Annotated in this window: 19 protein-coding genes; 14 read left to right on the top strand and 5 right to left on the bottom strand. The window is 43.3% G+C overall.

The genetic code is table 11. The annotated features are described in order from the left end of the window. Positions 1-10: 10 nt before the first annotated feature. Both IM638_10755 and IM638_10750 read right to left on the bottom strand, forming a co-directional pair. Positions 11-2,641 (bottom strand): hypothetical protein, encoded by a 2,631-nt coding sequence (locus tag IM638_10755; GenBank protein MCA6363508.1) that lies wholly within the window; start codon positions 2,639-2,641, stop codon positions 11-13. A 4-nt stretch (positions 2,642-2,645) separates the two neighbouring features. Beyond that, positions 2,646-3,188: a toll/interleukin-1 receptor domain-containing protein gene (locus IM638_10750; protein ID MCA6363507.1), complete on the bottom strand. Its 543-nt coding sequence runs from the start codon at positions 3,186-3,188 to the stop codon at positions 2,646-2,648. A 361-nt stretch (positions 3,189-3,549) separates the two neighbouring features. Between IM638_10750 and IM638_10745 the strand changes: the two genes are divergently transcribed. The 3 genes from IM638_10745 (at position 3,550) to IM638_10735 (ending at position 7,924) form a co-directional block, all read left to right on the top strand. Further along, positions 3,550-5,862: an SIR2 family protein gene (locus IM638_10745; GenBank protein ID MCA6363506.1), complete on the top strand. Its 2,313-nt coding sequence runs from the start codon at positions 3,550-3,552 to the stop codon at positions 5,860-5,862. Between the two features lie 33 nt (positions 5,863-5,895). Next, positions 5,896-6,294, top strand: a complete 399-nt coding sequence (locus tag IM638_10740) for a hypothetical protein (protein MCA6363505.1) — start codon at positions 5,896-5,898, stop codon at positions 6,292-6,294. Between the two features lie 286 nt (positions 6,295-6,580). After that, entirely contained in the window at positions 6,581-7,924 is a 1,344-nt protein-coding gene (locus IM638_10735) for a DUF4831 family protein (protein ID MCA6363504.1), read from the top strand. Between the two features lie 46 nt (positions 7,925-7,970). Here the strand turns inward: IM638_10735 and IM638_10730 are convergent, their stop codons facing one another. Further along, positions 7,971-8,420, bottom strand: a complete 450-nt coding sequence (locus tag IM638_10730) for a hypothetical protein (protein ID MCA6363503.1) — start codon at positions 8,418-8,420, stop codon at positions 7,971-7,973. Between the two features lie 146 nt (positions 8,421-8,566). Between IM638_10730 and IM638_10725 the strand changes: the two genes are divergently transcribed. Together IM638_10725 and IM638_10720 are read left to right on the top strand one after the other, a co-directional pair. Then, a complete protein-coding gene (locus IM638_10725; protein MCA6363502.1) occupies positions 8,567-9,697 on the top strand; it encodes a toll/interleukin-1 receptor domain-containing protein in 1,131 nt (376 codons plus the stop codon). Positions 9,698-9,730: 33 nt separating this feature from the next. Next, positions 9,731-10,261: a toll/interleukin-1 receptor domain-containing protein gene (locus IM638_10720; GenBank protein ID MCA6363501.1), complete on the top strand. Its 531-nt coding sequence runs from the start codon at positions 9,731-9,733 to the stop codon at positions 10,259-10,261. Between the two features lie 33 nt (positions 10,262-10,294). Here the strand turns inward: IM638_10720 and IM638_10715 are convergent, their stop codons facing one another. Beyond that, on the bottom strand, positions 10,295-11,140 hold the full coding sequence (locus IM638_10715) for a hypothetical protein (GenBank protein MCA6363500.1): 846 nt from the start codon (positions 11,138-11,140) through the stop codon (positions 10,295-10,297). Between the two features lie 488 nt (positions 11,141-11,628). Here IM638_10715 and IM638_10710 point away from each other — a divergent pair, with 488 nt between their 5' ends. Beyond that, positions 11,629-12,603, top strand: a complete 975-nt coding sequence (locus tag IM638_10710; GenBank protein MCA6363499.1) for a T9SS type A sorting domain-containing protein — start codon at positions 11,629-11,631, stop codon at positions 12,601-12,603. A 9-nt stretch (positions 12,604-12,612) separates the two neighbouring features. Here the strand turns inward: IM638_10710 and IM638_10705 are convergent, their stop codons facing one another. Continuing rightward, positions 12,613-14,058 (bottom strand): alpha/beta fold hydrolase, encoded by a 1,446-nt coding sequence (locus IM638_10705; protein MCA6363498.1) that lies wholly within the window; start codon positions 14,056-14,058, stop codon positions 12,613-12,615. Between the two features lie 412 nt (positions 14,059-14,470). Here IM638_10705 and IM638_10700 point away from each other — a divergent pair, with 412 nt between their 5' ends. From IM638_10700 to IM638_10665, 8 genes are all read left to right on the top strand, one after another. Continuing rightward, positions 14,471-15,274 carry a toxin-antitoxin system YwqK family antitoxin gene (locus IM638_10700; protein ID MCA6363497.1) on the top strand — a complete coding sequence of 268 codons (804 nt, stop codon included), beginning with the start codon at positions 14,471-14,473 and terminating at the stop codon, positions 15,272-15,274. Position 15,275: 1 nt separating this feature from the next. Continuing rightward, positions 15,276-16,397: a tRNA 2-thiouridine(34) synthase MnmA gene (mnmA, locus tag IM638_10695; GenBank protein MCA6363496.1), complete on the top strand. Its 1,122-nt coding sequence runs from the start codon at positions 15,276-15,278 to the stop codon at positions 16,395-16,397. A gap of 10 nt (positions 16,398-16,407) precedes the next feature. Then, complete coding sequence (locus IM638_10690; protein ID MCA6363495.1) at positions 16,408-17,112, top strand: hypothetical protein; 705 nt, start codon at positions 16,408-16,410, stop codon at positions 17,110-17,112. 115 nt (positions 17,113-17,227) lie between these two features. Further along, positions 17,228-18,898 carry a S8 family serine peptidase gene (locus IM638_10685; GenBank protein MCA6363494.1) on the top strand — a complete coding sequence of 557 codons (1,671 nt, stop codon included), beginning with the start codon at positions 17,228-17,230 and terminating at the stop codon, positions 18,896-18,898. 88 nt (positions 18,899-18,986) lie between these two features. Beyond that, positions 18,987-19,361, top strand: a complete 375-nt coding sequence (locus tag IM638_10680) for a hypothetical protein (protein ID MCA6363493.1) — start codon at positions 18,987-18,989, stop codon at positions 19,359-19,361. Between the two features lie 1,863 nt (positions 19,362-21,224). Beyond that, positions 21,225-22,259: an AAA family ATPase gene (locus tag IM638_10675; GenBank protein ID MCA6363492.1), complete on the top strand. Its 1,035-nt coding sequence runs from the start codon at positions 21,225-21,227 to the stop codon at positions 22,257-22,259. Then, on the top strand, positions 22,259-23,293 hold the full coding sequence (locus tag IM638_10670) for a restriction endonuclease (protein ID MCA6363491.1): 1,035 nt from the start codon (positions 22,259-22,261) through the stop codon (positions 23,291-23,293). The genes IM638_10675 and IM638_10670 overlap by 1 nt, the downstream gene beginning before the upstream one ends. Positions 23,294-23,390: 97 nt before the next feature. Then, positions 23,391-23,771, top strand: coding sequence for a 3-oxoacyl-ACP synthase (locus tag IM638_10665; protein ID MCA6363490.1), 381 nt, complete (start codon positions 23,391-23,393; stop codon positions 23,769-23,771). The last annotated feature ends 204 nt before the right edge of the window (positions 23,772-23,975 follow it).

The raw sequence follows: 23,975 nt of genomic DNA, 5'->3' as shown, positions 1-23,975 counted from the left end.
CTTGCCTGTTTTAGTCAGTTTCCATTTTGCTTCGTTGTATGAATTCAAGGCGAATTTGTCTGAAATCTGCTGGTGTAAACGGATATTTACTGATGTTCATTGATGAACAGTTATACCAGTGCCATAAAATTCGCGTTCGCAGGTTCTTGTTCTTTTTTAAGTAATTTACAGCTGATCTCATTAACTCATCATACATGATTTCTGCTGCGTAGCAGCTATTTTCTACGACAGAAATTTTAAGAATACTAATAAGAACAGCCAAGTTTTCGGCCATTTCAATATGCTCAAGCAAGTCGTGTATATTATCAGCTAATGTTATTATTTGCTGCTGATATACCGTTTGGTCAATTTTCTTTATTGTTGATTTGCTAACCCTGATATTAGGTTTCACCTCTTGCCCTTCTGATTCGCTTTCTTCGTTTATAAAATTTTCAATGGCAATATGCTGCTCAATTTGTTTTACTACCTCATGCTCTCGCTGATACTTTGCAAATTCAGGTATATTTGAGTTAAAGAAAATATTGATTAATGAGCAGACTTTTTTATCTTTGGCGTATAGGTTGAACAGAAACGAATGACTTTTTCTATTTAGAAGTTGCCGACTAAGAATGTATAGTTGTTGGTTATAGTTATCGGACCGAGGCAGTTTACTTAGATTGGGATTTAATAGCAAATCAATAAGGTCTGTGGCATAACTCTTTAATTTATTTCGAACTGTATCCGGGTATTCGCTATCTTTACTTTCACTAATCTTGTCTAAAAAAGAAAAGATCATAAATGCCGAAGGCCATTTGCTCTTTTCGGTCTGCTCGAGATCACGCTGTGAAGGAAGTAGATGGGTTATGAAATTTATCAGTATGTATTCTTTGTCATGATATTCGTCCTTATTAAGCAAGGGTGTTGACTTTTTATTTGCGGCAATAATTTTAATAATATCCAACTTTTTTTTTCGTTGAAGTTCAACTATCATGTGCATGGTATAATCTCTTACAATGCTATTTTCATGTGTAATGCAGTAAACAAAGTATTCATAACGGTTAAAGCGATCAATTTCGCAGAGCGAATGAAATACATATATAAAATACAGCCACCCCGATGTGTCTTCAGGGAAGTATCTTAGCACATTATCAATTACATAATCAGTTTCTGATTTTTCCAGAACATTGCAGATTATTTTTCTGATAATTTCCTGTGCTCTTTCTTTCTGGGCAATTTCCATTCTTTGCTTTTCAGATGCATTTACCCACTTTAATAGTAGTTCTATCTGATCTGCATTATCCAATTCGGTTAGCGATGAAGAAAATGAATCAGCTAATGTATCGGCCATGTTGCTGGAGATAACCTTCATCCATTCCACCGTTTGAAATAACTGGAAATTTTTCTGACTGATAAATGCCGGATAATTTTCCTCAAGCAATCGAGAGAGTGTATTGAACTTCTGCCGGTTAATTATTTCAAGAAACGTACTCTTTTCAGCTTCATTCTTTATTACCGAAAGGCCGCATCTCTTTACCAGTGAATCACATTGAATTTGCCAAAGTTTATATTCCTTGCTGTCATTCTTTTCACTAAGTAGTAATTTCAATAATCTGTCGCAATCGTAATATCTTATGCTTCCAAAGAGTTTAATTACATAAATTAAGGTTCTTACAGCATTCTGCTCTAGTAAATTAAGTTCAATGCGGTCAATTCCTTTTCCTATTTCCCTTTCGAGAAGTTCAGTAATACTATTTACTAAGGTATTGATTTCAATTATTGATTCAGTTTCATTAAGTATTTGATTGAGTAATATATATTTTTCTTCTTGCGTTTTTTCATTTTTCTTATACTCATCAATACGCTCACAAATAACGTTGATCAGGTCATTATTGTCCCGGTATTCTGTTTTGTAATATTCATTTAACCGGCTACGTATTGGATTTGCTCTCCAATAATACGGGCATTCCTCGAATATTTTTACATATTCATTTTCTCTTAATCGGTAGGAATATGTATTAATAATTACAATAACTTGCTTCGTACGACAATATTTACTCAGTTCATCAATTCCGCCTTGTGTGTTAACCGTTGAAAAAAACTGTGACCAAATTTCAGATCTTTTTATTTGAACAAGTATTAATTTTGCCTTGTTTTCCTTTGCTACAGTTTCAATATCTTCTTTTAGTTGATCTAAAGATCTCGGTTCGTTTTTTAGCCGGATACATTTATTCAGATAGTCTGTATATTCTTTAAATAAAAATAAACTTATTGAATAGGACATCATATCACTTATACAATCAATGATAAGTGCTGATTCGCGTTTTATTTTGTTAGATGCTTCATCGAAATTTGTACCAAAGGCGTATAGTTCGAGGGAATTGATATCTCGTTCATCTAAAGAAATGTCGATATGTTTGGAATCGACTTTTCTTCCTGATTCATAGTAATTGTTTTGGTTACCTACATATCCGTAAATTTCCTGTTTTTTTGAATAGTTGTTTTTTATCTCTGTATTATATTCGCTGATATCTTGTTTGTTTATTTCGGCCTTAACATCTGAATCATCTTCTTGATTAATAGGATTTTCAACATGCTTAGTTTCCTCGTTTGTTGAGTTCTCAGAGGTCTCGGCTTTTTGCTCGTTATCTTTCGGATCACTCATAATACTATTTCTTATTATTCTGATTTTTTATATAACCAATGATAGTTTGATTGCCACCATTGGCAGTATTATCTTTAATATTATTTATTATATTTCCATTATTACTATCAAGACTATCGCTCTCTGTACTATTTATATTTCTTTTTATCTTTTTTATTAAATCAAATATTTCTTTTATATTTTCCGGCCACAACAAGTATTTTAGATCTCCCATTTCTTCTTCTATGATTTTTTTAAGGTTTGAATTAACTGCAACAAGAATTAATTCATTCTTACACAGATCTATCTTTTCTTTAATACATTGCCATTCTAACCGGCAGTATTGTTTTGAAAAATAGTGATCAGAGATAATCACAATGAATTTGTCTGAGTGATATTTATAAATTCGTTGCAGGTCCTGCGAAAGACTTTCGCCAACACCCCTCGTTCTCTTTTCTTTATAGTAATAACAATTGATTTCTAAGCATCTGCAAAGACTATCAATTATTTCTGCAATATAGGTTTGACTTTCATCAAATGAAATGGCGATGTCGTATTTCTGTTCCATGTGTTTATTTTTATTCAAAAATTGTATTTATATGCATTAAAAGCCTCCACAGATTTGACTATTCGTTATCCCTTATTATCATGATTTTATTCACTTCAATTCCTTTTTAGTTTCGATTATAATATTATCCGTATTGGAAGTGTCTTTTATTTGCGTTCAATTAACTCTTTTTTCAATGGCTTAGTGATTGAATAATTGATATATCATACGCTCTGTATTTTTGTATTGGATTTGAACCATCAAGCTTATTCGTTACTGATGAGAAAAGGGGCATCCTCAGTTCTGAGGATTTTACGCAATTCCCGGATTTTTTTATTGTATTTATGATATAAAATTTCAAGATTAGTTAAAAACAATTCTTATGAATGCTACATTTTCATCAGGTAAAAATGATCCGGTAGAAGCTGTGTTGAACAGTTTGGCTTACAAGCTTGCTGTAAATTGGATTAATGCTTCTTTGCCCCGAAATTCAGGAAATGAAGAACGCTACAGGGTGCTTAACAATAAGCTGCCTAATAATGTATCTGAACATCAGGCATTCAGGGGCGAACGGTTTATTGCTATCATTGGTGCTGGTGCATCAAAAGAAGCAGTGGGGCTATATCTGGCCGGAGAAGCTGCTGCGGAAATTGAAAAAAAGTATCTGAATCTGGCTGATGATTCTGAAGCAGGAAAAGCAATCAGAAAGCAGATGAAATGGGAACTTGAGCATGTTCGTACAGTATATAAACTTGATGAAAATGATTTCGAAACCAAACTGTATTACCTGAGTCAGTTATTTGATGTTCATGACGATATTATACGTCATTTCGGTTATCGCCATGCCGTTTCACTTAATTACGAATTGCTGGCCCATATGTTCCGGCATCGTTTTCTGGATGTGATTATAAATTTCAATTTTGATGAATTATTAGATGAGTCAATACTACAGGAAACAGGGAAGGATAATTTTATTCGTGTAATTTCTGATGGTGAATGCCCCGATAACTTTAATAGTCTGGTTGAAAAGAGAAAGCTGAAAAGACCGATTTATATTAAACCTCACGGAACATTCAGTCATAAAAGTACACTTCGGTTTACTCGTGAAGACTATTATGAAGTTCCGCTTCAGATACAGTCTTTTTTAAGGAAATTGTTATCGGGAACAATCATTGATACGCCCACAGAAGATGATACGCGAAGAGAGGCTTGTGAACAGGTTAATTTGCTTATTCTGGGTTTTGGTATGCAAAGTCTTGAATTGAACAGAATATTGAGTGAATTATATCCACAGGTTAAAGAAAGTCATTTACGAAAAACAAAGCTGATTATCTATTATTTTGATCTGCAGGGAAATAAAACTTATGAAGAAAAGCAGACCGAGCTTTGCCAGAAATTCAACGTTCCCGGGGCAAATACTACCGGAACCATTGAAAAAGATGCAATTCAGGCCGAAGAAGTTTATTTTATTCCAATTGACCCGGCAAACAGTACACAAAACATTGGAGGGCGCCTTCATTTGATTTATAAAAAGATAAATGAGCAGTTTAAGGAATTTTATCAGCCCGGCCCCATTACACGGCACGAATTGACTGACTTAATATTTAAACGCTCATCTCCCATTTTGCCCGATTCAGTGGAGTTGCTTATCTACTTCCGTGATCAAATACTGTTTAATCTCGCTTTGATCTGTACACGAAATAAGGAGGGATTATTGGGTATGGGGCAAATCTACAACAATCGTATTTCCCTTTTTTATTCACGTTTTCAGGATCTTAGAAGACGTCTGATTCACGAATCAGATGACGGGAAGATTAAAGGTTATATGTATCCTCTCGAAGAAACGCTTGTGGATTTAATGGAGAAAATAGGACTTGAAGAATATGGCTATGGAAGGAACGTATGGAAGATGAAAGAATGGATAGAGATAAACAAAAAAATATTAAAACGGGCAGAGGAAAAAGAGCCCAAAGTATCAATAAGTTTGGATTTACTTTCTCAAAGCTTAACACGTCCGAAATACTACAACGCTAAACACATTTTATTCACAAATAAACTTCAGAAATTTGATGTCTTTGCCGAAACTGACAGAGACAAGAAAAAAAATCGAAATAAAAAAAACACTAAATCCCCTCATGTTTACAGTCAAAGGTATGCGGCAATGGCTTTACGACTTATAAATGAAGTAAGCCCTGAAGTAAGTAGCAAACTTGTTAACGCACTTTCATATTTCAATTTAAGTATTGCCGATTATTTTTATAGCCATGAGATTATTAATAATGATCCGGAATTAAAACATAGAGCTAAATTCAGTCAGGCCGAATATCTCACCACATCGCTGGCTTTCAGACAGCGACTGGCTTCAGTAATTTTACATGCTTCGGAGTGGGATTATGCATTTGCGATTACTGAGAATGGAACAATGTTGATTCCTCATGATAAAAATTTGCAACAAATTCTGCTTGAAAAAAAGTTCGTAATTATTCAAGCCGATTATAAGCATTTATCATTCAGTAGGTTTAGCAAAAGTGAGGATGAGAAAACTCGGAAAATCTCACAAGACGCAGATTCACTTAAACTCCTGAAAGAAGCTAAGCATCATATTCATTATCTTCCCTGGTGGTTGCACAACGAACATATGATTTTGTTTGTAAAAGAAAAAAAGAGAACGATTTCTGAAGTTAGAAAAAGTTAAAAATCAAAAAATAAGATTGAATGGTTACCGGTAATGGGCTTCTTTAACCCTTCAAATTTATTACGCGATGTTGTTACTCCACTTTTTGTTGGTGAGCATGATCCTTACTCTGTGAATTTTTTAAATAAAAATGAAACTAAGAATGGTTTAACGCAAAAAGGGAAAAAGAAAGATGCAGAAGTATTGGCCCGCATATTTGTGGCACATTACATTAAATCAATACTATGGGAGGCACAGCAATGCGAGAATGTGAGTGATATAGCAAATGATTTACTTAAAAAAATTAATATAAATTATTTAAAGAGTGTAGGTAAAAATGTCAAAATCAGTAAGGAGAATTATTTTATTAGTCTAACTAATGATGAGATAGAAAAAGCGTATCAGCTCTTTAAAAAAGGGCAGTTAATACCGGGTTTTGGAAGAGAAAAGTAAGGTTGTGAGGAGGCGTAAGTTTTCCTCTTTTACCTGTACTTAATTCACAAATAGTAACGAGTATTAATATAATTTGGACGAACGACACTTGTACAGTCATGCCATCTTATTGATTGAAATTATACCTGTGTACCACACCGGGTAGAACTGTTTCCGAGGAGGGTGTTTTTCACGGGCGGCGCATTTAATATATTGTTTATCACGTAGTTGAGTTTGTGCTTGAAATGCCTCCGCAAACAGGTAATTGCTTGAAATACCTTGCGGGCATAACTAAAAACTCCTTCACATGAAAAAAGAACTAACCGCAGTAATGATACTGCTTATCACACTAGCCTGGTCTTGTGCCGCAGTGCCACCGGTTACCAAAGAGGCAGGTGGAGATATTCCGGTAAAAAAAGGAATTTATTACTGTTTGCCCAAGAATGAAGTGGTGGTGAATGTAACTGTGTCCCGAACGGATGTGGGAATTGATGCTGCGTATCCTGAATTTGCGAGTCAGTTTGGCTGGAAATACAAACGCGATAGTAGTTTTAAGATTGAGAATATTTCAATTGCTAATGTGGCGGTTGCCGATCAAAGCCAGTGGTATTTTGTGGAAATAAAACCACGCTTATTGCGAACAATTAATTTAACCTACGAGAGCAACGGAAACGGAATTCCTGCAGCTGCTACAGTAGAAAGTAAGGATCAATCTGTTGAAGTAGTTACTGAGGTAATCAAGTTTGGCGCCGAACTGGCGGCTAAGTTTTTACCACTGCCATCGATGGGTGGGATGGCACGCGGTGTTGATGAAAAAATAATATCACGTTCAAGATCACAATCACAATCACAATCAAAAAAAGATACAACTTCTTCTGTACCTGAGCAAGGCAAAGATTTCCTAAATAGAAAAAACAAAGTGGATGAGCTTCAAAAAGAATATGAAAGATTGAAGAATAATCAAGTCGATCTTATTTCTAACCAATCAAAGTTTGCGTTAACAGCCGAGACCTTCAAACTCATGAATGAGGCAATTACAAAGAAAATGCAGGATATTGAAGTTCAGATTGTAGGCAAAGAACGCATCAGAACAATTAAGCTGAAATTTGTATTATCAAATCCCGGTGAAACAAAAACACTTTTTGCATTTGATAAAAAGAGTGGATTAAAAGCATCATCAGATTCAGTTGACCTGCCTGCTGATTTCAGATCAAAAACTGAAGGTGTAAAATACGCAGTAAGTATTACAAAGAAACCATTTCAGTTAAAAAATGGTTCTTCTGAAAACGGTCAATCTCAAGGTAGCTTTTACTACAATATACCCGGTGAGGTAAGTGTGGCCATAAGGAAAGGAAATGCAGTGATAAAAGATACTTTATTGCTAATGGCGCAGGCCGGAGTAGTGGCCCAGCTTCCAATCAAAGCTGGTCATTTTAAGTCGAAATACGAAGTGAAGTTTGATCCCACTACGGGCGCATTAACCAAAATAAGTATCAACGGAGAGCCGCCTTCGGCTGAGAGTTTGGGAAAAGCAGCCGATGCGGCAGTCGGATTGTACGACAAACTTAATCCCGATGAGACTGAAAGACTCAAAAAACAAATTGAACTGCTTAAACTGCAGCAGGAACTTGAGGAGTTAAATAATAAGTAATGCGCAGTTTAAAGCCACCTGCATGTAGTGTGCAGGTGGCTTTTTGTTATTTCTTTTTGCTAACTTTTTTTTTAGTTATTGTTTCCTCTTCGCAACGCGGGTCAATATTGATATCCGGGTTTATCAGTTCGTTCATGGCTACTGAGGCAAGCGATTGGGCATCGGACTGAAAATTATATGGAGGGCAAAGTGTGCCAAAGTTTTCGCCGTATTGCGTCACATCATTACCAACCTCTTCTGTGCCATTTTTAGCCGTGCGTGCAGCAATAAGTACTGTGGTGTGTTTTCCTTCATCGTTTATACCTAAGTAAATTCTGATTGCGGCATTGGAATCGTTACTTAAATCGTTTCGTTCAATCAGGTTGGTAATATCTGAATATGGTAGTTCGACATAACAGGTAGTACCTATCGGATTTGCTTGAAGCCACTTTTTTACATATCGTTTTGCCGTGCACCAGGGAATTGGTGCGAATTTGGTTTTGGTTTTTCTTTTCATTTCAGTTAGTATTTTAATGCATATTACAACAAATTGGCTAAGCATTTTTGTTGTATTGTAAATAACCTTCTTTTCAATATCCCCAAATCTGCGGATAACCGTTCACCACACCTTCCACACCTTTACGGAGAAAATACACACCCCGCATGTACCTCAGAAAGAAACGCGTGTTTATCAGTTATGCGCGCGAAGACAAAGACGCGGCCGACCGTATTGCTGATTTTCTCTACGGGCACGGGCATGAGCCGTTTCAGGATTTGCGAAACATTGAACCCGGCGAAAAATGGCAGATCCGGACTACGAATGAAATGAACAGTGCTGATGTGATTGTGGTGCTGCTTTCGGATACATCGCTCACTAAAAACGGGCGTATCCGGTTTGAGTTTGAGCAGGCCTTGCAACTTCACCGCAGTAAGAATAAACACATTATCCCGGTTCGCATCGACAAAAGCATCGGGAGCGGTGGCTTTGATCATTTTAATATTATCGACTGGTCCACACATAATCAGGTGAAGTTGCTCAATGCGCTTTCGCGTATAAATAAACGCTGGCTCATATTATTACTGGCCATTTCTGTGTGTGTGTTACTTGCAATCACGTTGCTGCTGGTTATGAAGTTTACCAGTCCGTTTCGCACACACAAACTGAATTACAACGCAATTGTTGTTCAGCATAAAAACGGTACACCCCTGAGTGGCATTACGGCCACGCTGGTAGATGAGCAAAACAATACGCTTGCCCGCTCTGCTCCTTCACGCAGCGATGGGCACATCAGTTTATCGGTGCGTGTGCCGGAAATGAAAACTGTGTTTGTACAGTTTAGCGGAAAGGGTGTGCTTGAACTGCGCGAAAAATATCCGCTTGTAAAATCGTTGGGCCGGCTGCGTACAGAAAAAGACATGTATCGTGTACCGCTGTTCAGCGCATCGCGCAGGGTGTATCAGACTTCGGGCAATTTCAGTTTGCTTCCGGCCGAGCGTAAGCATATTGAAACTGAAACCGGCTTTACGCTTGGATATGATGCGCCGCTGGTGTTTGTGGTGGGCATTGATTCGTCGGCCATTGAACCGTATGGCAATGAATACGTGTTTTCGGAAAGTCCGCTTGTGATTTATGTAAACGGTAGAGCACACGCCACAGCGATCTATTTGCCCGAATTTACACGCGCCTATCCGAAACCGCGTTTGCTGGAGCTGCTGCGTAAACAACAGGCCGAACAGATTGCCGCAAACCGCGAAGAACTTGTGAATACGATTATTGAACTCCTGCCCAAGTGAGGGTGCTGATGCCCGATTAATTCACAATCATTTATGTTTTCTGCACGCATTTTCATCAGCTACGACCGCCGCGATCAGGCACAGGCCCGCGAAATCTGCGAGTTTATCCGCGATTGCGGCTGCATACCGCTAATTGATTACGAAGCAATTCTTCCCGGCGACCGTTGGCGAAGGAAGAGCATGGAACAACTGCAGGAGTCGCAGGCGGTAGTGCTTGTTATTTCGCCGCACTCGGTGCATAGCAGCCGCACCGTGTATGAAGAATTTCAACTGGCCATGGAACTTGCACAGCAGGACATGCTTGAAGTGATTCCGATTTGTATTATGCCCGTTTCACTGCCGCCGGAGCTGGCCAGCTATCATACCGGGCTGTGGAATTCGAAAGGCAAATCATCGCTGCGCCGTAAAGTAAAGAAAATCGCTGCCGATTATGAAAATGGTTTGCTGGTGGGCGGCGTTACCTTGGCCTCGCTGGTTGCGGGAGGTATTTACTGGTGGAAAAGCAGGTTTCAAAAAAAGCCGCCGGCGAGCCGGTCTTCCCAACAGAAACGCCGCCCGAAGTAATATCCGGGTTACACGTACACATTCACCGCCGGGTTATTTCTTCTTCGGCAACTTCATTTCAAACACATAATCGGTGTTGTAAGTGCGCACATACAACTTGTTGCCTTTTTCGAAGATTGTTTCCGGGCCTGATTTAACCGGCACACAGGCCACAGCTTCGCCGGAGCTGGCATTGAGCACATACACAAAATCAGGTTCGGCCGTGAAACCGTAGCCGCAAATCAGGTAGCCGTTGCGCAGCACAAAGGTGGAGGCATTGTTTACCAGTGCTGCCGAACGCCATTTTACCTGATGCGTACCGGTATGTATGGCGGTAATGTAGCCGTTTTGATTACCCGAACTTTTGGCATACGTATTATGAAATGCCGCAATGTAAAGCACGGAATCCTCAAGACGGGCAAAGCGGATTTCCTGAAGCGTGAAACGCTGTTCGCCGGGCTGCGTGGCCGGACTGCTCATGTATGCGCCCAGATCATACGCGCAATGCACATCGCCGCTGGCCGAATCGGCCACAAACAGCAACGAATCGCTATATACGTAATACACGATGCCTTTGTCGTGCCAGGCAAGTGTAACGGTGTGCATGTTGTAAAATGCGGGATAGGTTGTCGGCAGGGCCGGGCTTTTAGAACCGAAGGTGTTGGGTATGGACCAGAAATAATCGGGCAGGGCATTTTTTACGCGCCATTCATAACCATCGGTAATCTGATTGGCCTGCATGCTTACCTGTTTGAGCATGCCGGTGCCTGTGGGTTTGGTGGTAGCGGGCGCACTCCATTGCGGAGCCGCCAAACGAACTGGTTTTACCCGGTTCCAGTCGTGTTGTGCGTTTAGCAGGGTGGGGAAGAGGAGGATGGAAAGAGCAGTGAGAAGTTGCATGGCATAAAGGTATGCGGAGTTTTTGAAAGCTGCATGCGGCTCAATGGCTAAAGTATATTACTTGCCTTTAGGTTGGACGTTTTTCGGGGTATGGATTGTATTGTATTTCGTATGCCGGAATGATCAAATGAATTGAGTCTGCTTTTGCAGCGGATTCATGGAAACAATTGTAGAACTCATCTCAAAATTATCCTTCCGGCTTTTTCACTGCGTCTTTTTTGATCTGGCTTCACATCCTTTCTTGCCCAGAGTTCCCAACTATGCGCTGCGAAATGATATTCGCCATATCAAAAAATACTTGGAAAAATCTCGAAAAACAATTTTGAGATGAGTTCTAAAAAAAACTGCAAGGATAATTCGGAGAGGAGGGCAGGAAAAAAATCGAACAGCCTCTAACTTTGTGTGATAGCTTGAGCGGTGTGCAAAAATGCACTTAAACGGCAGGAGCCGGGTGCAACTGCCGGCTAATTTTGCAGGAAAACCGTTATATGCGTGCCATAGTTGCTTTTTTGTGTGTATTTACAGCCTTGCCAGTGATGCTTAGCGCACAGGCAGTGCCAGTATTGAGTTTAGCGGCCTGGTATCCGCTCGATAGTAATACGCTTGATTATGCAGGAGGTGCGCTGCATGGTACACCTGCCGGTACCGCTTTATACGGCACTGACCGTTTCGGAAATCCTAACCATTGTTATGAAGTAACCGGCAATACCAATTTCATCTGGTTGCCTGCTGCCAATTGGGTAAACGGCAATTACAGTGTGAGTGCCTGGGTGAATGTAACACAAACAGAAGCTTATCCGCGCTTATACGATTTCAGTAACGGATATGTAATTGATAATGTGGTGGGCAAACTTTCTCATTCCTATAATGGCTGCCCCACCAATGAAAATTACGACAGCAACGGCAACGGTGATGCCTGTTTTTCGCCAAACGTATTGCCGCTCAATACATGGACACACCTTGTATATATTGTTAGAGGCAACCAGTATGAAATTTGGATGAATACGATACTTGTTGCCACTACCATCACAAATTATCCTCCGCAACCGGTTTACCGCACACTGAATAAACTGGGAGGCAGCAATGCCCCGCTTAACGACCCGACTTACTCACTGATTGACGATTTCAGATTGTATGACCGGGCAATTAATTACGAAGAAATTGTAATGCTGTATAACGAAGGGCAGCTTTCTACGGGAATAAATACAACAGTAACCGCAGGTTCACTTTCACCCAATCCGGCGAGTGAATTTCTTGATGTACAATTATCTGGTGCATCTGCCGATAATGCCAGCTATACAATTTATAATAGTGTGGGAGAGCTGGTTGCTTCGGGGAGTTGGTTGGCGGGTGCAGCACAAACCGCTCAGCGTATTGATGTGGCTATGCTTGAGCGTGGAATTTATTTCCTTCAGATACATTGTAAGAACAGCGTGTCAACCATTAAGTGGTTGAAGATTTAACGAGGCCCATCACCGCGCAAACCGCCAATACTTCACGCCTCCCGCGGCCACCTGTTTCAGCATGCGCCCTTCGGGTTTCTGTGCGTGGAAAATTACGCTGTGAATATCGTTGAGCAGCGGCAGGGTGGCGGCAAAGTAACCGTGCCCCAGAAAATCGGTGCGCACATCGGATGCGTCGATAGTATCCACCTTGTTAAGTATGCAGATGTGTGCGCCGGCCTGTCCGGCGCGGGGATATTCGAAACGCAGTTTCTGTGAGGCCTGCAGGGCGAGGTCATTGTCGGACGCATAGAGCGTGATTTGCTGGAGCTGGGCAAAGGCCGGGCTGATTTGCTCGCGGAACACGGCGGCGTCAATATCGGGTGCGGCAAAAATGAGCTGGCTGATGCGGTGGCCGAACGGTATGCCGGTGTCGTGCATTTTTTCGAGTGCGCGGCTTACCACGCGGCTGCCCATGCTGTGTGCAATGATGTAAATACGGCCCTCGCTGGTGCCGCTGAGCAGGGTTTGCAGAAACTCCATAAAATGCGGGCGCGAGTATTCGGCGGCGGCTTCATCGGCAAAGTAGCCTTCTACGCTGCCCTGCGAGGGCCAGGAGTAGGCGAGTGCCGAACCGGTAAAATTCAAATCCCATGCTAATTGCGCCGCCCGTAAAATGGCTTCTTCAAACTCCACATTGTAGCCATGCACAAACAGCAGCATGTCGGCAGACGTGCTGTTTTCACGGAGTCTGCCGATAAACTGATCGCGTTCAATCAGTACCGAGCTGAGAATGGTAATGTGTTTGGCCGGATTGGGTTGCACGCCCGCCAGTTTCTGCCACCAGGCGGGGCGCTCAATTTCGCCGGTGATATGGTTTTCCGGAATACTCACTTTGCAACAGCCCAGTAAATTGCGCTCATTGCGTTTGGCCGAAAACTGAAGCGTTTCCGTATCGCTCAGGTATTTCCGGTTGGTACCGAAAAAAACCTCACGCTCTACAAATCCCGGCGATTTGGGCAGCGATTTATCTGCCGGCAAGGCCTCGCTGTTCGGTTCGGGTTCACGGCTTTTGAATTCGAATTTATTGGTAAACCGTTTGGGTTGTTCCTGTAAATCAAGATGTGTGGGGAAAAGATAATCGGTATCGCCAAGCCGGTTTTTATTTTCGGTTTCCTGTGCGCCATTGTTTCCGCCTGCACGCGAAAAATCAGCCACGGCATCGAATATTGTTTTTACCCATTTCTCAAGGGCTTCTTCATCGGCCGCTTTTTTTTCCGGAATTTCAAGCAGCAGTCCGCCACCCAGTTTTAACTGCCAGAAATAGTGGCGGTATTTGGTTTTGAAATCTGATTTGCCAATTTCGCCGCTGGTAAGCTGAATAAATACCGTGGCCTGCGCTGCGGTGTGATGAACGGTTAACCTGCACGCCGCATGTGTTAACTGAAGCTCGTATATGCTGAAACGGGTTGCCATGTGTAAGTGTTTGTTATGCCGAAGTTAAATGCCTCTTTTCAAAACCCGGATGCTGATTTTTGAACAGATTTAGTTTACAAATCGTATGTGTTTCCTTTCCGGTTTACCCTAAGAAACTGTTTAAGAATTGTTTTTGAACTTTGTTATGAGGCCATTTTTCGTCAGACGAGGCGACTTTTGCAGCGCATATCGGAGATGATCTGGGCAAAAAAGTCAACGAAGTATGACGGAAAATGGGACATAACAAAATCGAAGGATAATTCTTAAACAGTTTCTCAGCCCATTACACGAAAAATAATTTTCACCCCCACCCGTTACTAATCCATATCAGGCACCTTATGAATTTGGTCTGCAATTTGCTTCACTTCAAAAAAGGCCAGCTAACCGGTTTCTTCGTAAATTTGTATTATCAATGAAAAACACCCTTCCTTTTCGCCTCATTCTGGTGCTGATGTTTTGTATATCAGCCGTTTCCGTATTTGCCCAACCCCCTGCGGCCGACGGTTATCCCAACAAGGTGGATGATAAAGGCCGCAAGCAGGGCCCCTGGCGAAAAACCGACGATAAAGGCATTGTGGTGTATGTGGGCCAGTTTAAAGATGACCAGCCCGTGGGTAAGTTTACTTACTACGACAACGAAGGCCGCGTAATGCGCGATATGATTTTCCGCGATGCCAAAACCACCTACGTGGTGCTTTACTGGATTAACGGAAAAAAACAGGCCGAAGGAAAGTACATCAGTCAGCAAAAAGACAGCACCTGGCGTTTTTACGACGGCGAGGAAATGCTGCTGAGTGAAGAAAATTACAAAGCCGGAAAAAAGGAAGGACTTTCAGTAACCTACTACGCCGGTACCAACAAGGTTTTTGAAAAGAAAGCCTACAAAAACGATTTGCAGGATGGCGCCTGGCAGGAATTTTATCTTGAAGGGCAGAAAAAAGCCGAAGGCACTTTTGTAATGGGCAACCCCGAAGGCCGCGCAGTATGGTATTATGAAGATGGCCGCATCAGTATTATGGGCAATTACAAAAAAGGACTCAAAGACGGCGTGTGGGTGTTTTATCTGCGCGACGGAAAAGAGCGGGCCCGGCAGACCTGGAAAAACGGCGACATGCAGGGCGAAGAAACATTGATTACGCCCGAAGAACTGCAGAAAATGCAGCAGGAAGTTCAACAAAACGGTGGCGGCGAACCAAAGCCGCCGGGAGGACAATAAATTGAGTAAAAAAGGAAAAGTACTTGTAGCCATGAGCGGCGGCATCGACAGTTCGGTGACGGCGCTCATGCTGCATGAAGAGGGGTATGATGTGATTGGCATTACCATGAAAACATGGGATTATGCCTCATCCGGCGGATCGCGCAAGGAAACAGGCTGCTGCAGCCTCGATTCGATAAACGATGCCCGCACACTGGCCGTTAATCTCGGCTTCCCGCATTACATTCTCGACATACGCGGCGAGTTTGGCAATCACATCATCGACAATTTTGTGGATGAATACCTTGCCGGACGCACGCCCAATCCTTGTGTGCTTTGCAACACACACATTAAATGGGAAGCCCTGCTCAAACGTGCCGATCAGCTCGACTGCGAGTTTATCGCCACGGGCCATTATGCGCAGGTGCGCGAAGAAAACGGCCGCCACGTAATTTCGCGCGGACTTGACGCCAACAAAGATCAGTCGTATGTGCTTTGGGGCCTTACGCAGGACAGTTTGCGCCGCACCATTTTTCCGCTTGGCAAATTCCGCAAAGCCGAAATCCGCCAGATGGCGTTCGACGCGGGCTATGCCGAACTGGCCAACAAAAGTGAGAGCTACGAAATTTGCTTTGTGCCCGACAACGACTACCGCGCTTTCCTTCGCCGCCGTGTACCGGGGCTGGAAGAAAAAGTGGACGGCGGCAATTTCGTGCTGGCCGACGGCACTGTGGTGGGCAAGCACAAAGGCTATCCGTTTTACACCATTGGCCAGCGCAAAGGCCTCGAAATTGCGCTTGGCGAACCCATGTTTGTCACCCAGATCATTCCCGAAACCAACACGGTAATGCTGGGCACCAAACTCGAACTCGAGCGCCAGCACATGTGGGTGCGCGATTACAACCTTGTAAAATATGCCGCATTGCCCGAAGGCTTTGAAGGATTAACCAAAATCCGCTACAAAGACGCAGGCAGCATAGCCACGCTGCGCGAGGAAAACGGCCGTGTAAGCGCCATGTTTCACCAGCCGGTGAGTGGTGTGGCGCCGGGCCAGAGCGCCGTGTTTTATGAAGGTGATGATTTAGTGGGCGGCGGTTTCATTGACCGCTCAAACCCCGGCGAACCTTTGCCCAATTTGCAGTAAATTAGAGTCGGTGAAAAAACTCCTCTACATCGTGTTTGCCCTTGCCCCGCTGGCTGCCTGCAAGCCCGATGAACAGCCCGTGCCCGATACCGGCTACAACTACGTACGCACCACGCCCGGCGATTATGTGATTTACGAGGTGGATTCGATTGTATATAACGATTTCAACGGCGATACCGTACATTACCGCTATCAGCTGAAAGAAATCATCGAATCGGTTTTTGCCGACAACGAGGGCCGCCCTGCGCAGCGCCTTGAGCGTTATGTGCGTTACTACAACGACACCGTGCCCTACAGTAATCTGCCGTGGACACTGGCGCGCGTGTGGAGTGCGCAGCGCACAGCAACCACGTATGAGCGTGTGGAGGAAAATGTGCGCTATGTGCGGCTGAATTTCCCGCTGCGCAGCGGAAATTCGTGGGACGGCAACAGCTTTAACACGCTCGGAAGCTGGATCTACAAATGCACCGCCGCCGATGAGCCGTACTCACTCAACAGTCTGAATTTCGATTCCACCGCACTCATTATCCAGAAAGCCGATACCAACCGCCTTTACTATAAACTTTACACCGAACGCTATGCCCGGAACACCGGCCTGATTGAAAAGCAGGTGGTGGATGTGTTTGATACCACGCTTGCGCCCAGCTCGGTGCTTACGCGCATTGCGGGCGGACTTGTGTATCGGGCAAAGGTGGTGGAATGGGGGCATCAGTAAATTGCCGCTGGTGAAAGCATTGAGGCCGGTTGTAAAAACGCGCTTGATAAAGCGGCTGGTAAACTACATATTTGATAAACCGGCATATTCACGCCGAACGCATAAACACGCTGAAATGAAGAAACTCTTACTCGCCATTTTATTCCTTGCCTCAGTGGCCGAAGCCGCAGCACAAACCCGCTACTGGGTGCAGTTCAGCGATAAAGGCAATGCGACTTACACACTGGCTAATCCGTCGGCCTACCTTTCGGCGCGGGCACTGAACCGCCGCACGGCACAGGGACTTGCCATCGACTCGCTCGATTTGCCGGTTACACCTGCCTACATCAATGCCGTGGCGGCAACCGGCGTAACGGTGCGCGCCCGCTCGAAATGGCTGAACGGCGTGGTAATTATTACAAACGATACCAATGCGCTTAATGCCATTGCCGCGTTGCCGTTTGTGGTAAATACGCAGCAAATTGCACAGCGCAACGCATCAGCCGCTGAAACCGATAAATGGGCCGCCGAAACGATTTCAACGGCTCCGCCTTCGGCACAACGCAATGTGAATGTGAGTCCGACCATGCTCAACTACGGCGGCTCATTTAATCAGATTGATATGATTGGCGGCGTGTGCCTGCACAACTCCGGCTACCGTGGTGCGGGAATGGTGATTGCGGTAATTGATGCCGGTTTTAATAATGTGAACAACATGACCGCGTTTGATACGCTGCGTGCACACAACCGCATACTGGGTACCTGGGATTTTGTAATGAACGACACCTCGGTGTACGAAGACAATACGCACGGTACCTACGTGCTTTCGTGCATGGGCGCCAACCTGCCGGGCGAGCTTGTAGGCACAGCGCCCGAAGCCTCGTACTGGCTGCTGCGCAGTGAGGATGCGCCCACCGAAAATATTGTGGAGGAGTACTTCTGGGCCGCCGCCGCAGAATATGCCGACAGTGTGGGCGCTGATGTAATCAACTCATCGCTCGGCTACACCACGTTTGATGATCCGGCGCAAAACCACACCTATGCCGATATGGACGGCAACACTGCACCCAGCAGCCGTGCGGCTGATTTTGCGGCTTCGCGCGGCATGGTGGTGTGCAACAGTGCAGGCAACTCCGGCTCCAGCGCATGGTTTTACATTGGCGCTCCGGCCGATGCCGACAGCATTCTGGCCGTTGGTGCGGTGGATCCGGCTGGCAACTACGCCAGCTTCAGTTCCCGCGGCCCCAGTGCCGATAACGATGTGAAACCCGACGTGGCCGCACAAGGCCAAAGCACCGTAGTGGCCGGCACAAGCGGCGGCACATTTACCGGCAACGGTACTTCCTTTGCCTCGCCTGTGCTTTGCGGCTTGGTGGCCTGTTTGTGGCAGGCGCATCCCACCATGACCAACGTGCAGCTCATGGACATTATTAAACAAAGCGCCAGCCAGTACACCGCGCCCGACACCTACCTCGGCTACGGCAAACCCGATTTCTGCGCCGCAAACCTCAGCCTCAATGGCAATCCGAATAACGTAGGCGGCAGCGACCAGCTGATTATGAGCGGCCCCAATCCCTTCGGCAACGAAATGAGTTTCAGCTTTTATTCCGTAACCGATCAGTGGCTGCAAATTACCATTACCGATGCCACCGGCCGTGTAGTGGAAGACCGCCAGCTTTTTGCCGCCGGAGGCACTACCAATGTATTCAACATGAGTGCCGCAAATTATGTGGCTGAAGGCGTGTACATTTTGCAGGTGCGCTCAGAAGGCGGCACGTTTGAGCGGAAGCTGGTGAAGGGGTTGTAGGAGTTGATTTTGCTACTGTATGAGAATAATCCCGCGTAGTAATTTTCGTGTCTCTTCGTTATTAATTAACGGAATATCTATTTCATTCATGTTCGTGGCTGCCTGCAGTGATACAACTACATCTGCAAAGTGTACGAAATATAAAAACGGAAATTTCCTGTATCGGTTTGTACGCGATGGGAAAGAGTACCGTCATATTATACAAAGACAGGATACTGCTCAAATCGAAACAGAAAAGTCCACAGGGTATCGTGCGCACTACCGTGTAAACTGGGTAAATGAATGTACCTGTGAGTTGTATTTGCTAAGCACTACATTCCCTTCTTCAGACAGCAGCATTAATGAGCGAAAGAAAATTCCGCTTCGTGTACAAATCATGCATGGCACAAACAATTATTATTTGTTCCGTGCGCAGCGTAGTAATTCTCCCGTGCTTACAGATACAATGTGGGTTGAGAAGTAGTTGCTGATAGTTATTTTGTGCTGATATTACGTTGTTATCTTACCCTCCATGAACCGCCAAACCGCCTACGAATCCTGCCGTTACATCATATAGTACGGGTACAGCTTAATAGTATTTCTTTGCCTTAAATGAAAGAACGTAGTTGGAGATTGTATGGCTATTTTTAGAATTATCGGATATACTTTAATAGAGAATTTATTGAATTCAAATCAGTATTTTTAAGTCGGTTTATTGACAGGTATAAGTCGTTAACTATTTATTAATAAGAAACACCGGAATATGGAAATACAATTTCAGTATATCACTAAACTTGCTTCAAAATTTGAACATTATTCGCGCAATACAGCCTCACTTTATGAAGTCGTAAATGCGCTTCCGGCTGAAGTATTGCAGGAAGTGGTAAACGAATATGGCGATACTAAAAGCGGATTTCAGCCGGTAAATTTACTCAGGGCCGAGCTTGCGAGGCAGTTATTGAGGGGAGAACTTATTACGGAACAAAAGACGGAAGAAATAAAAAAACACATCAGGGAAAAGGATGCAAACTACTTTGCTCACTTACCGGAAGGATTGATAACGGAGCTTGAAAAATATCAGTCTGGACAGCGCGATATGTTTGCCAACTGGCAGAAACCGTGGAGTGTATTTTATACTTTTTTTTACAGGAAAAAGTGGGGAAAGGAGAAAGAAACAGTGCAAATGTATCTGGAGCAGCTTTGCAATGATCTTCTAAAGAAATTACAGTTGCCGGATTATACGTACCATTGGGTTGACTTTGACGGCCCCTCTAACTTTGGGAGTCATTTTTGCTGGATTGCATTATATCCTAAAGTTAAAGAATCACACAAAGATGCCTTTCAACTTTTTTTACGCCTCGGAACCAAGTCTGAAGCCGGAATACTATCCGGAGCATCGGTGAGAGATGAACATAAACATGACCTAACCGAAATAAATAGTTATGAGTCGGCATTCAATATACTTGATGGCTGCAAAGACGATGTACTTCGATTAAATAATACCAGCAGGAACTATTTCAAATTTGCCCCAGGTAATCAGGCTTCGGAGTGGGAGCGATTTTATAAAGAGGGTATTGTTGCAATAGATTTTGACTTGGCTAACCTCAATAATTTCTCTTCCCGGGCAGAAATGAATATTGCCTTAGGGTTAAATGCCGACGATAGTTCGAATAAATCATGGAACTCATGGCTTTTCAAAACAGCAGCGATAGGCGATGTGGTTTTTGCCAGTAAAGGCGCCAATACCTGTTTGGGGATCGGTGTAATTGAAGGTGATTACTATTTTGACGAGTCAGCCGCCGGGTTTAAGCATAGACGCAAGGTAAAATGGCTCACCGATAAGTCATATCTGTACAAGGCCGGTACTAAAGATCAAAAGAAGAACCTGTTTCGCCTCGATACATTCAGTCCCACAATTAAACACGACCTTATTTTTTCGGAATACGTGCGTTTGTATCCGGAACTTACCGAAGTATTGGAGGCAAACTTCCTGAATTATAAAAACGACGTACCTGCACCGCTTTCGCCTGACCAGACTGTTGAACCGGAAACTGAAACAGAGGAGATTCCTAAGGAATTAAATTTCTGGTGGCTCAATGCCAATCCTAATATATGGAGCATAAGCAACCACGCCGAGGGACAAAAGCAAACCTATACATCGCACAATGAAAAAGGAAATAAAAGACGCATCTATAAATACTTTGAGGCCGTAAGTCCCGGCGATCTTATTATTGGCTACGAAAGTTCGCCTACCAAACAAATTAAAGCCATTTATCAGGTTACCAAAGGATTGCATAATAGTGGCCAGGGAGAAGAAATTGAGTTTGAGCTGATTGAAAAATTGGAAATTCCGGTAAGCTGGAACGATCTTAAACACAATCCTGACTTAGAAAACTGCGAGGTATTTATAAATAATCAGGGAAGTTTATTCAGGCTTACCGAAGCAGAATATGAGGTTATACGGGAAATAATTGATGCCAAAAACAGCTCCGCCAAAGCATTACCTGAACACATAAGCCCATATAATTTTTCTGACGATGCAGATAAACCTTTTATTGCAGAGGCGGAATTTTCGGAAGCAGTAAAGCAGCTCCTAAGAAAGAAAAATATCATTTTGCAGGGACCTCCCGGTGTAGGTAAAACGTTTATTGCCCGTAAAATCGCCTACGAAATAATGCACGAAGTCAGGGACTCGAATATAGAAATGGTGCAATTCCACCAGTCATTCAGTTACGAAGATTTTGTTCAAGGCATAAGGCCAACGCTGAAAGGTGGTTTTGATCTGCGCGACGGTATTTTTTATTCTTTTTGTCAGCGGGCAATGGCTCATCCTGAAAGACCTTTCTTTTTTATCATTGATGAAATAAACCGGGGAAATCTCAGCAAAATATTCGGGGAGCTTTTAATGCTTATTGAAGCAGATAAACGCAATAAAAAATTCGCACTCAAACTTACTTATTCAGAAGATGAAGCCCGGTTTTATGTTCCCGAAAACCTGTATATCATCGGAACAATGAATACCGCCGACCGCTCGCTGGCAATTGTTGATTATGCGCTCAGACGAAGATTTGCCTTTGTATCCTTATCGCCTGTTTTCGACGAAAATTTCAGCCAGTTTATGGCTGCAAAAGGATTGAGCAGGGATATAATTACACATATCTGTAAATCTGTCGGGCAGGTTAATCAATTAATTTCCGAAGACGTAAATCTTGGCATCGGCTTTCAGATCGGGCATAGTTATTTCTGCTCCTTTACTTCCGGCAGCGATGAAAAAATCTGGTGGCAGGAACTGGTAAAGTTTGAACTACAGCCTTTACTGGAAGAATTATGGTTTGATAATCAGGAGAAGATTACTAAATGTATCAACATGATGCTTAACTGATGGCCATTCCTGTAGAAAACATTTACTATCTTCTTTGCTATGCGTGGAACAGGATAGAAGATAAAGACCGGATAAAAATATCGGTAGATCAAAGTACTACGCTGCCTGATCTTTTCGCCAAAGTACTTATCAGTGCCACAAAAAGGTTATTGAAACGTGGGATTGATAAAAATTATATCAACGTTACTTCAGAAACGTACGGCGTGAAAGGTAAACTTCTGATTAGCGATACACTTAAACAAAATATCATCCATCGTCAACGAACAATATGCAGTTTCGATGATTTTTCGGCCGATATACTGCCCAATCAGATATTATTTTCCACACTTAACCGTCTTTTAAAAACAGACTTGTTAAACCACACGCTAAAAAAAGAATTGTTTTCACTTTGCCGGATGTGGTATGGTGTATCATTTATTGAGATTACGCATCATCATTTCAGTCAGGTAAGGCTGCACAGAAATAACAGTTTCTATGCTTTTGTCATGAATATATGTCAGATAGTTTTTGAGAGTACTTTGCCTACTGAAAAGAAAGGGAATTATCAGTTTTCTGATTTCACCCGCGATGAAAAGAAAATGGCACTCTTGTTTGAGGCTTTTGTACGTAATTTTTACCGGATTGAAAAGACACGTTTTTCCGGTGCCAGAAAAGAAGGAATTAAATGGGCATTTATTCCGTCTGATATAAACGACTCGGCCTATTTACCCGAAATGCAAACCGATATTACACTTGAAAATGAAAACGAAAAAATAATTATTGATACCAAGTTTTATAAGGAAACAATGAATGTAAATAAATCTGGCGATAAACTTAAACCGGTAAATTTATACCAGTTGTTTAGTTACCTGATTAATCAGGAGGATGGTTCAGATAAATCGTTGAAAGCAACAGGAATGCTTTTGTACCCGACTATTAATGAAGATTATCGGCTGAATTATATGTATAAAGATCATCCGATAAAGGTACGAACGCTAAATCTCAACACACATTGGACGAATATTGAAACGTGTTTATTGCAAATAATTGATTAATACTTTCTGAAGTAAGAATAATACACTATTGCCATATATGAACCGCCAAACCGCCTACGAATCCTGCCGACACATTTTACAGCAACGCGAAGTCTCAATGCTCCAGGCTATCGCCGAACTCAGTGCCGGCGCCGAAGGCAAAAGCACCGCCGGCGATAAACATGAAACGGCACAGGCCATGGCTCAACTGGAGCAGGAGAAGCTTGCGCAGCAACTCACCGCCGTGCGCACTCAGCGCACCCAGCTAGAACGCTTTCACGCCACAGTAAGCGGCGATGCTGTGGCAGCGGGCCACTTGCTGGATACCAACAAAGGCTTTATTTATTTGACCGTGCCGCTGGGCAAGATAAAAGTTGCAGGGCAGGAGGTAATGGTTATTTCGCCGCAATCGCCGCTGGGGGTGAAGCTGCTTGGGCAGAAGGTGGGCGGACGTGTGCAGATGAATGGGGTGGAGTTTGAATTGCGAGCGGTGCTTTAGCGGAGCTGTCTCGCTCCGGTTCCGCTTGACGTTACAGCGGCTTTTCTTTCGTTTGAATTTTAGTGCGGGCTGTTTTCGGCGGGCTCAACGGCCAGCGGGGATTTCTGCACTGGTCGTTTCGGCAGGCTCAACGGCCAGCGGGGATTTTTGCACTGGTCGTTTCGGCAGGCTCAACGGCCAGCGGGGATTTTCTGCACTGGTCGT

It is taken from the genome of Bacteroidota bacterium (genome assembly GCA_020402865.1).
Lineage (GTDB): Bacteria > Bacteroidota > Bacteroidia > Palsa-965 > Palsa-965.
Note: the sequence above shows the minus strand (reverse complement) of the source record. Positions and strands in the feature narration are given on the sequence as shown.

What these genes read in the sequence shown, in the direction of transcription:
- IM638_10755 (MCA6363508.1), bottom strand. Translation starts at nt 2,641, where the DNA reads ATGAGTGATCCGAAAGATAACGAGCAAAAAGCCGAGACCTCTGAGAAC.
- IM638_10750 (MCA6363507.1), bottom strand. Translation starts at nt 3,188, where the DNA reads ATGGAACAGAAATACGACATCGCCATTTCATTTGATGAAAGTCAAACC.
- IM638_10745 (MCA6363506.1), top strand. Translation starts at nt 3,550, where the DNA reads ATGAATGCTACATTTTCATCAGGTAAAAATGATCCGGTAGAAGCTGTG.
- IM638_10740 (MCA6363505.1), top strand. Translation starts at nt 5,896, where the DNA reads ATGGGCTTCTTTAACCCTTCAAATTTATTACGCGATGTTGTTACTCCA.
- IM638_10735 (MCA6363504.1), top strand. Translation starts at nt 6,581, where the DNA reads ATGAAAAAAGAACTAACCGCAGTAATGATACTGCTTATCACACTAGCC.
- IM638_10730 (MCA6363503.1), bottom strand. Translation starts at nt 8,420, where the DNA reads ATGAAAAGAAAAACCAAAACCAAATTCGCACCAATTCCCTGGTGCACG.
- IM638_10725 (MCA6363502.1), top strand. Translation starts at nt 8,567, where the DNA reads ATGTACCTCAGAAAGAAACGCGTGTTTATCAGTTATGCGCGCGAAGAC.
- IM638_10720 (MCA6363501.1), top strand. Translation starts at nt 9,731, where the DNA reads ATGTTTTCTGCACGCATTTTCATCAGCTACGACCGCCGCGATCAGGCA.
- IM638_10715 (MCA6363500.1), bottom strand. Translation starts at nt 11,140, where the DNA reads ATGCAACTTCTCACTGCTCTTTCCATCCTCCTCTTCCCCACCCTGCTA.
- IM638_10710 (MCA6363499.1), top strand. Translation starts at nt 11,629, where the DNA reads ATGCGTGCCATAGTTGCTTTTTTGTGTGTATTTACAGCCTTGCCAGTG.
- IM638_10705 (MCA6363498.1), bottom strand. Translation starts at nt 14,058, where the DNA reads ATGGCAACCCGTTTCAGCATATACGAGCTTCAGTTAACACATGCGGCG.
- IM638_10700 (MCA6363497.1), top strand. Translation starts at nt 14,471, where the DNA reads ATGAAAAACACCCTTCCTTTTCGCCTCATTCTGGTGCTGATGTTTTGT.
- IM638_10685 (MCA6363494.1), top strand. Translation starts at nt 17,228, where the DNA reads ATGAAGAAACTCTTACTCGCCATTTTATTCCTTGCCTCAGTGGCCGAA.
- IM638_10680 (MCA6363493.1), top strand. Translation starts at nt 18,987, where the DNA reads ATGTTCGTGGCTGCCTGCAGTGATACAACTACATCTGCAAAGTGTACG.
- IM638_10670 (MCA6363491.1), top strand. Translation starts at nt 22,259, where the DNA reads ATGGCCATTCCTGTAGAAAACATTTACTATCTTCTTTGCTATGCGTGG.
- IM638_10665 (MCA6363490.1), top strand. Translation starts at nt 23,391, where the DNA reads ATGCTCCAGGCTATCGCCGAACTCAGTGCCGGCGCCGAAGGCAAAAGC.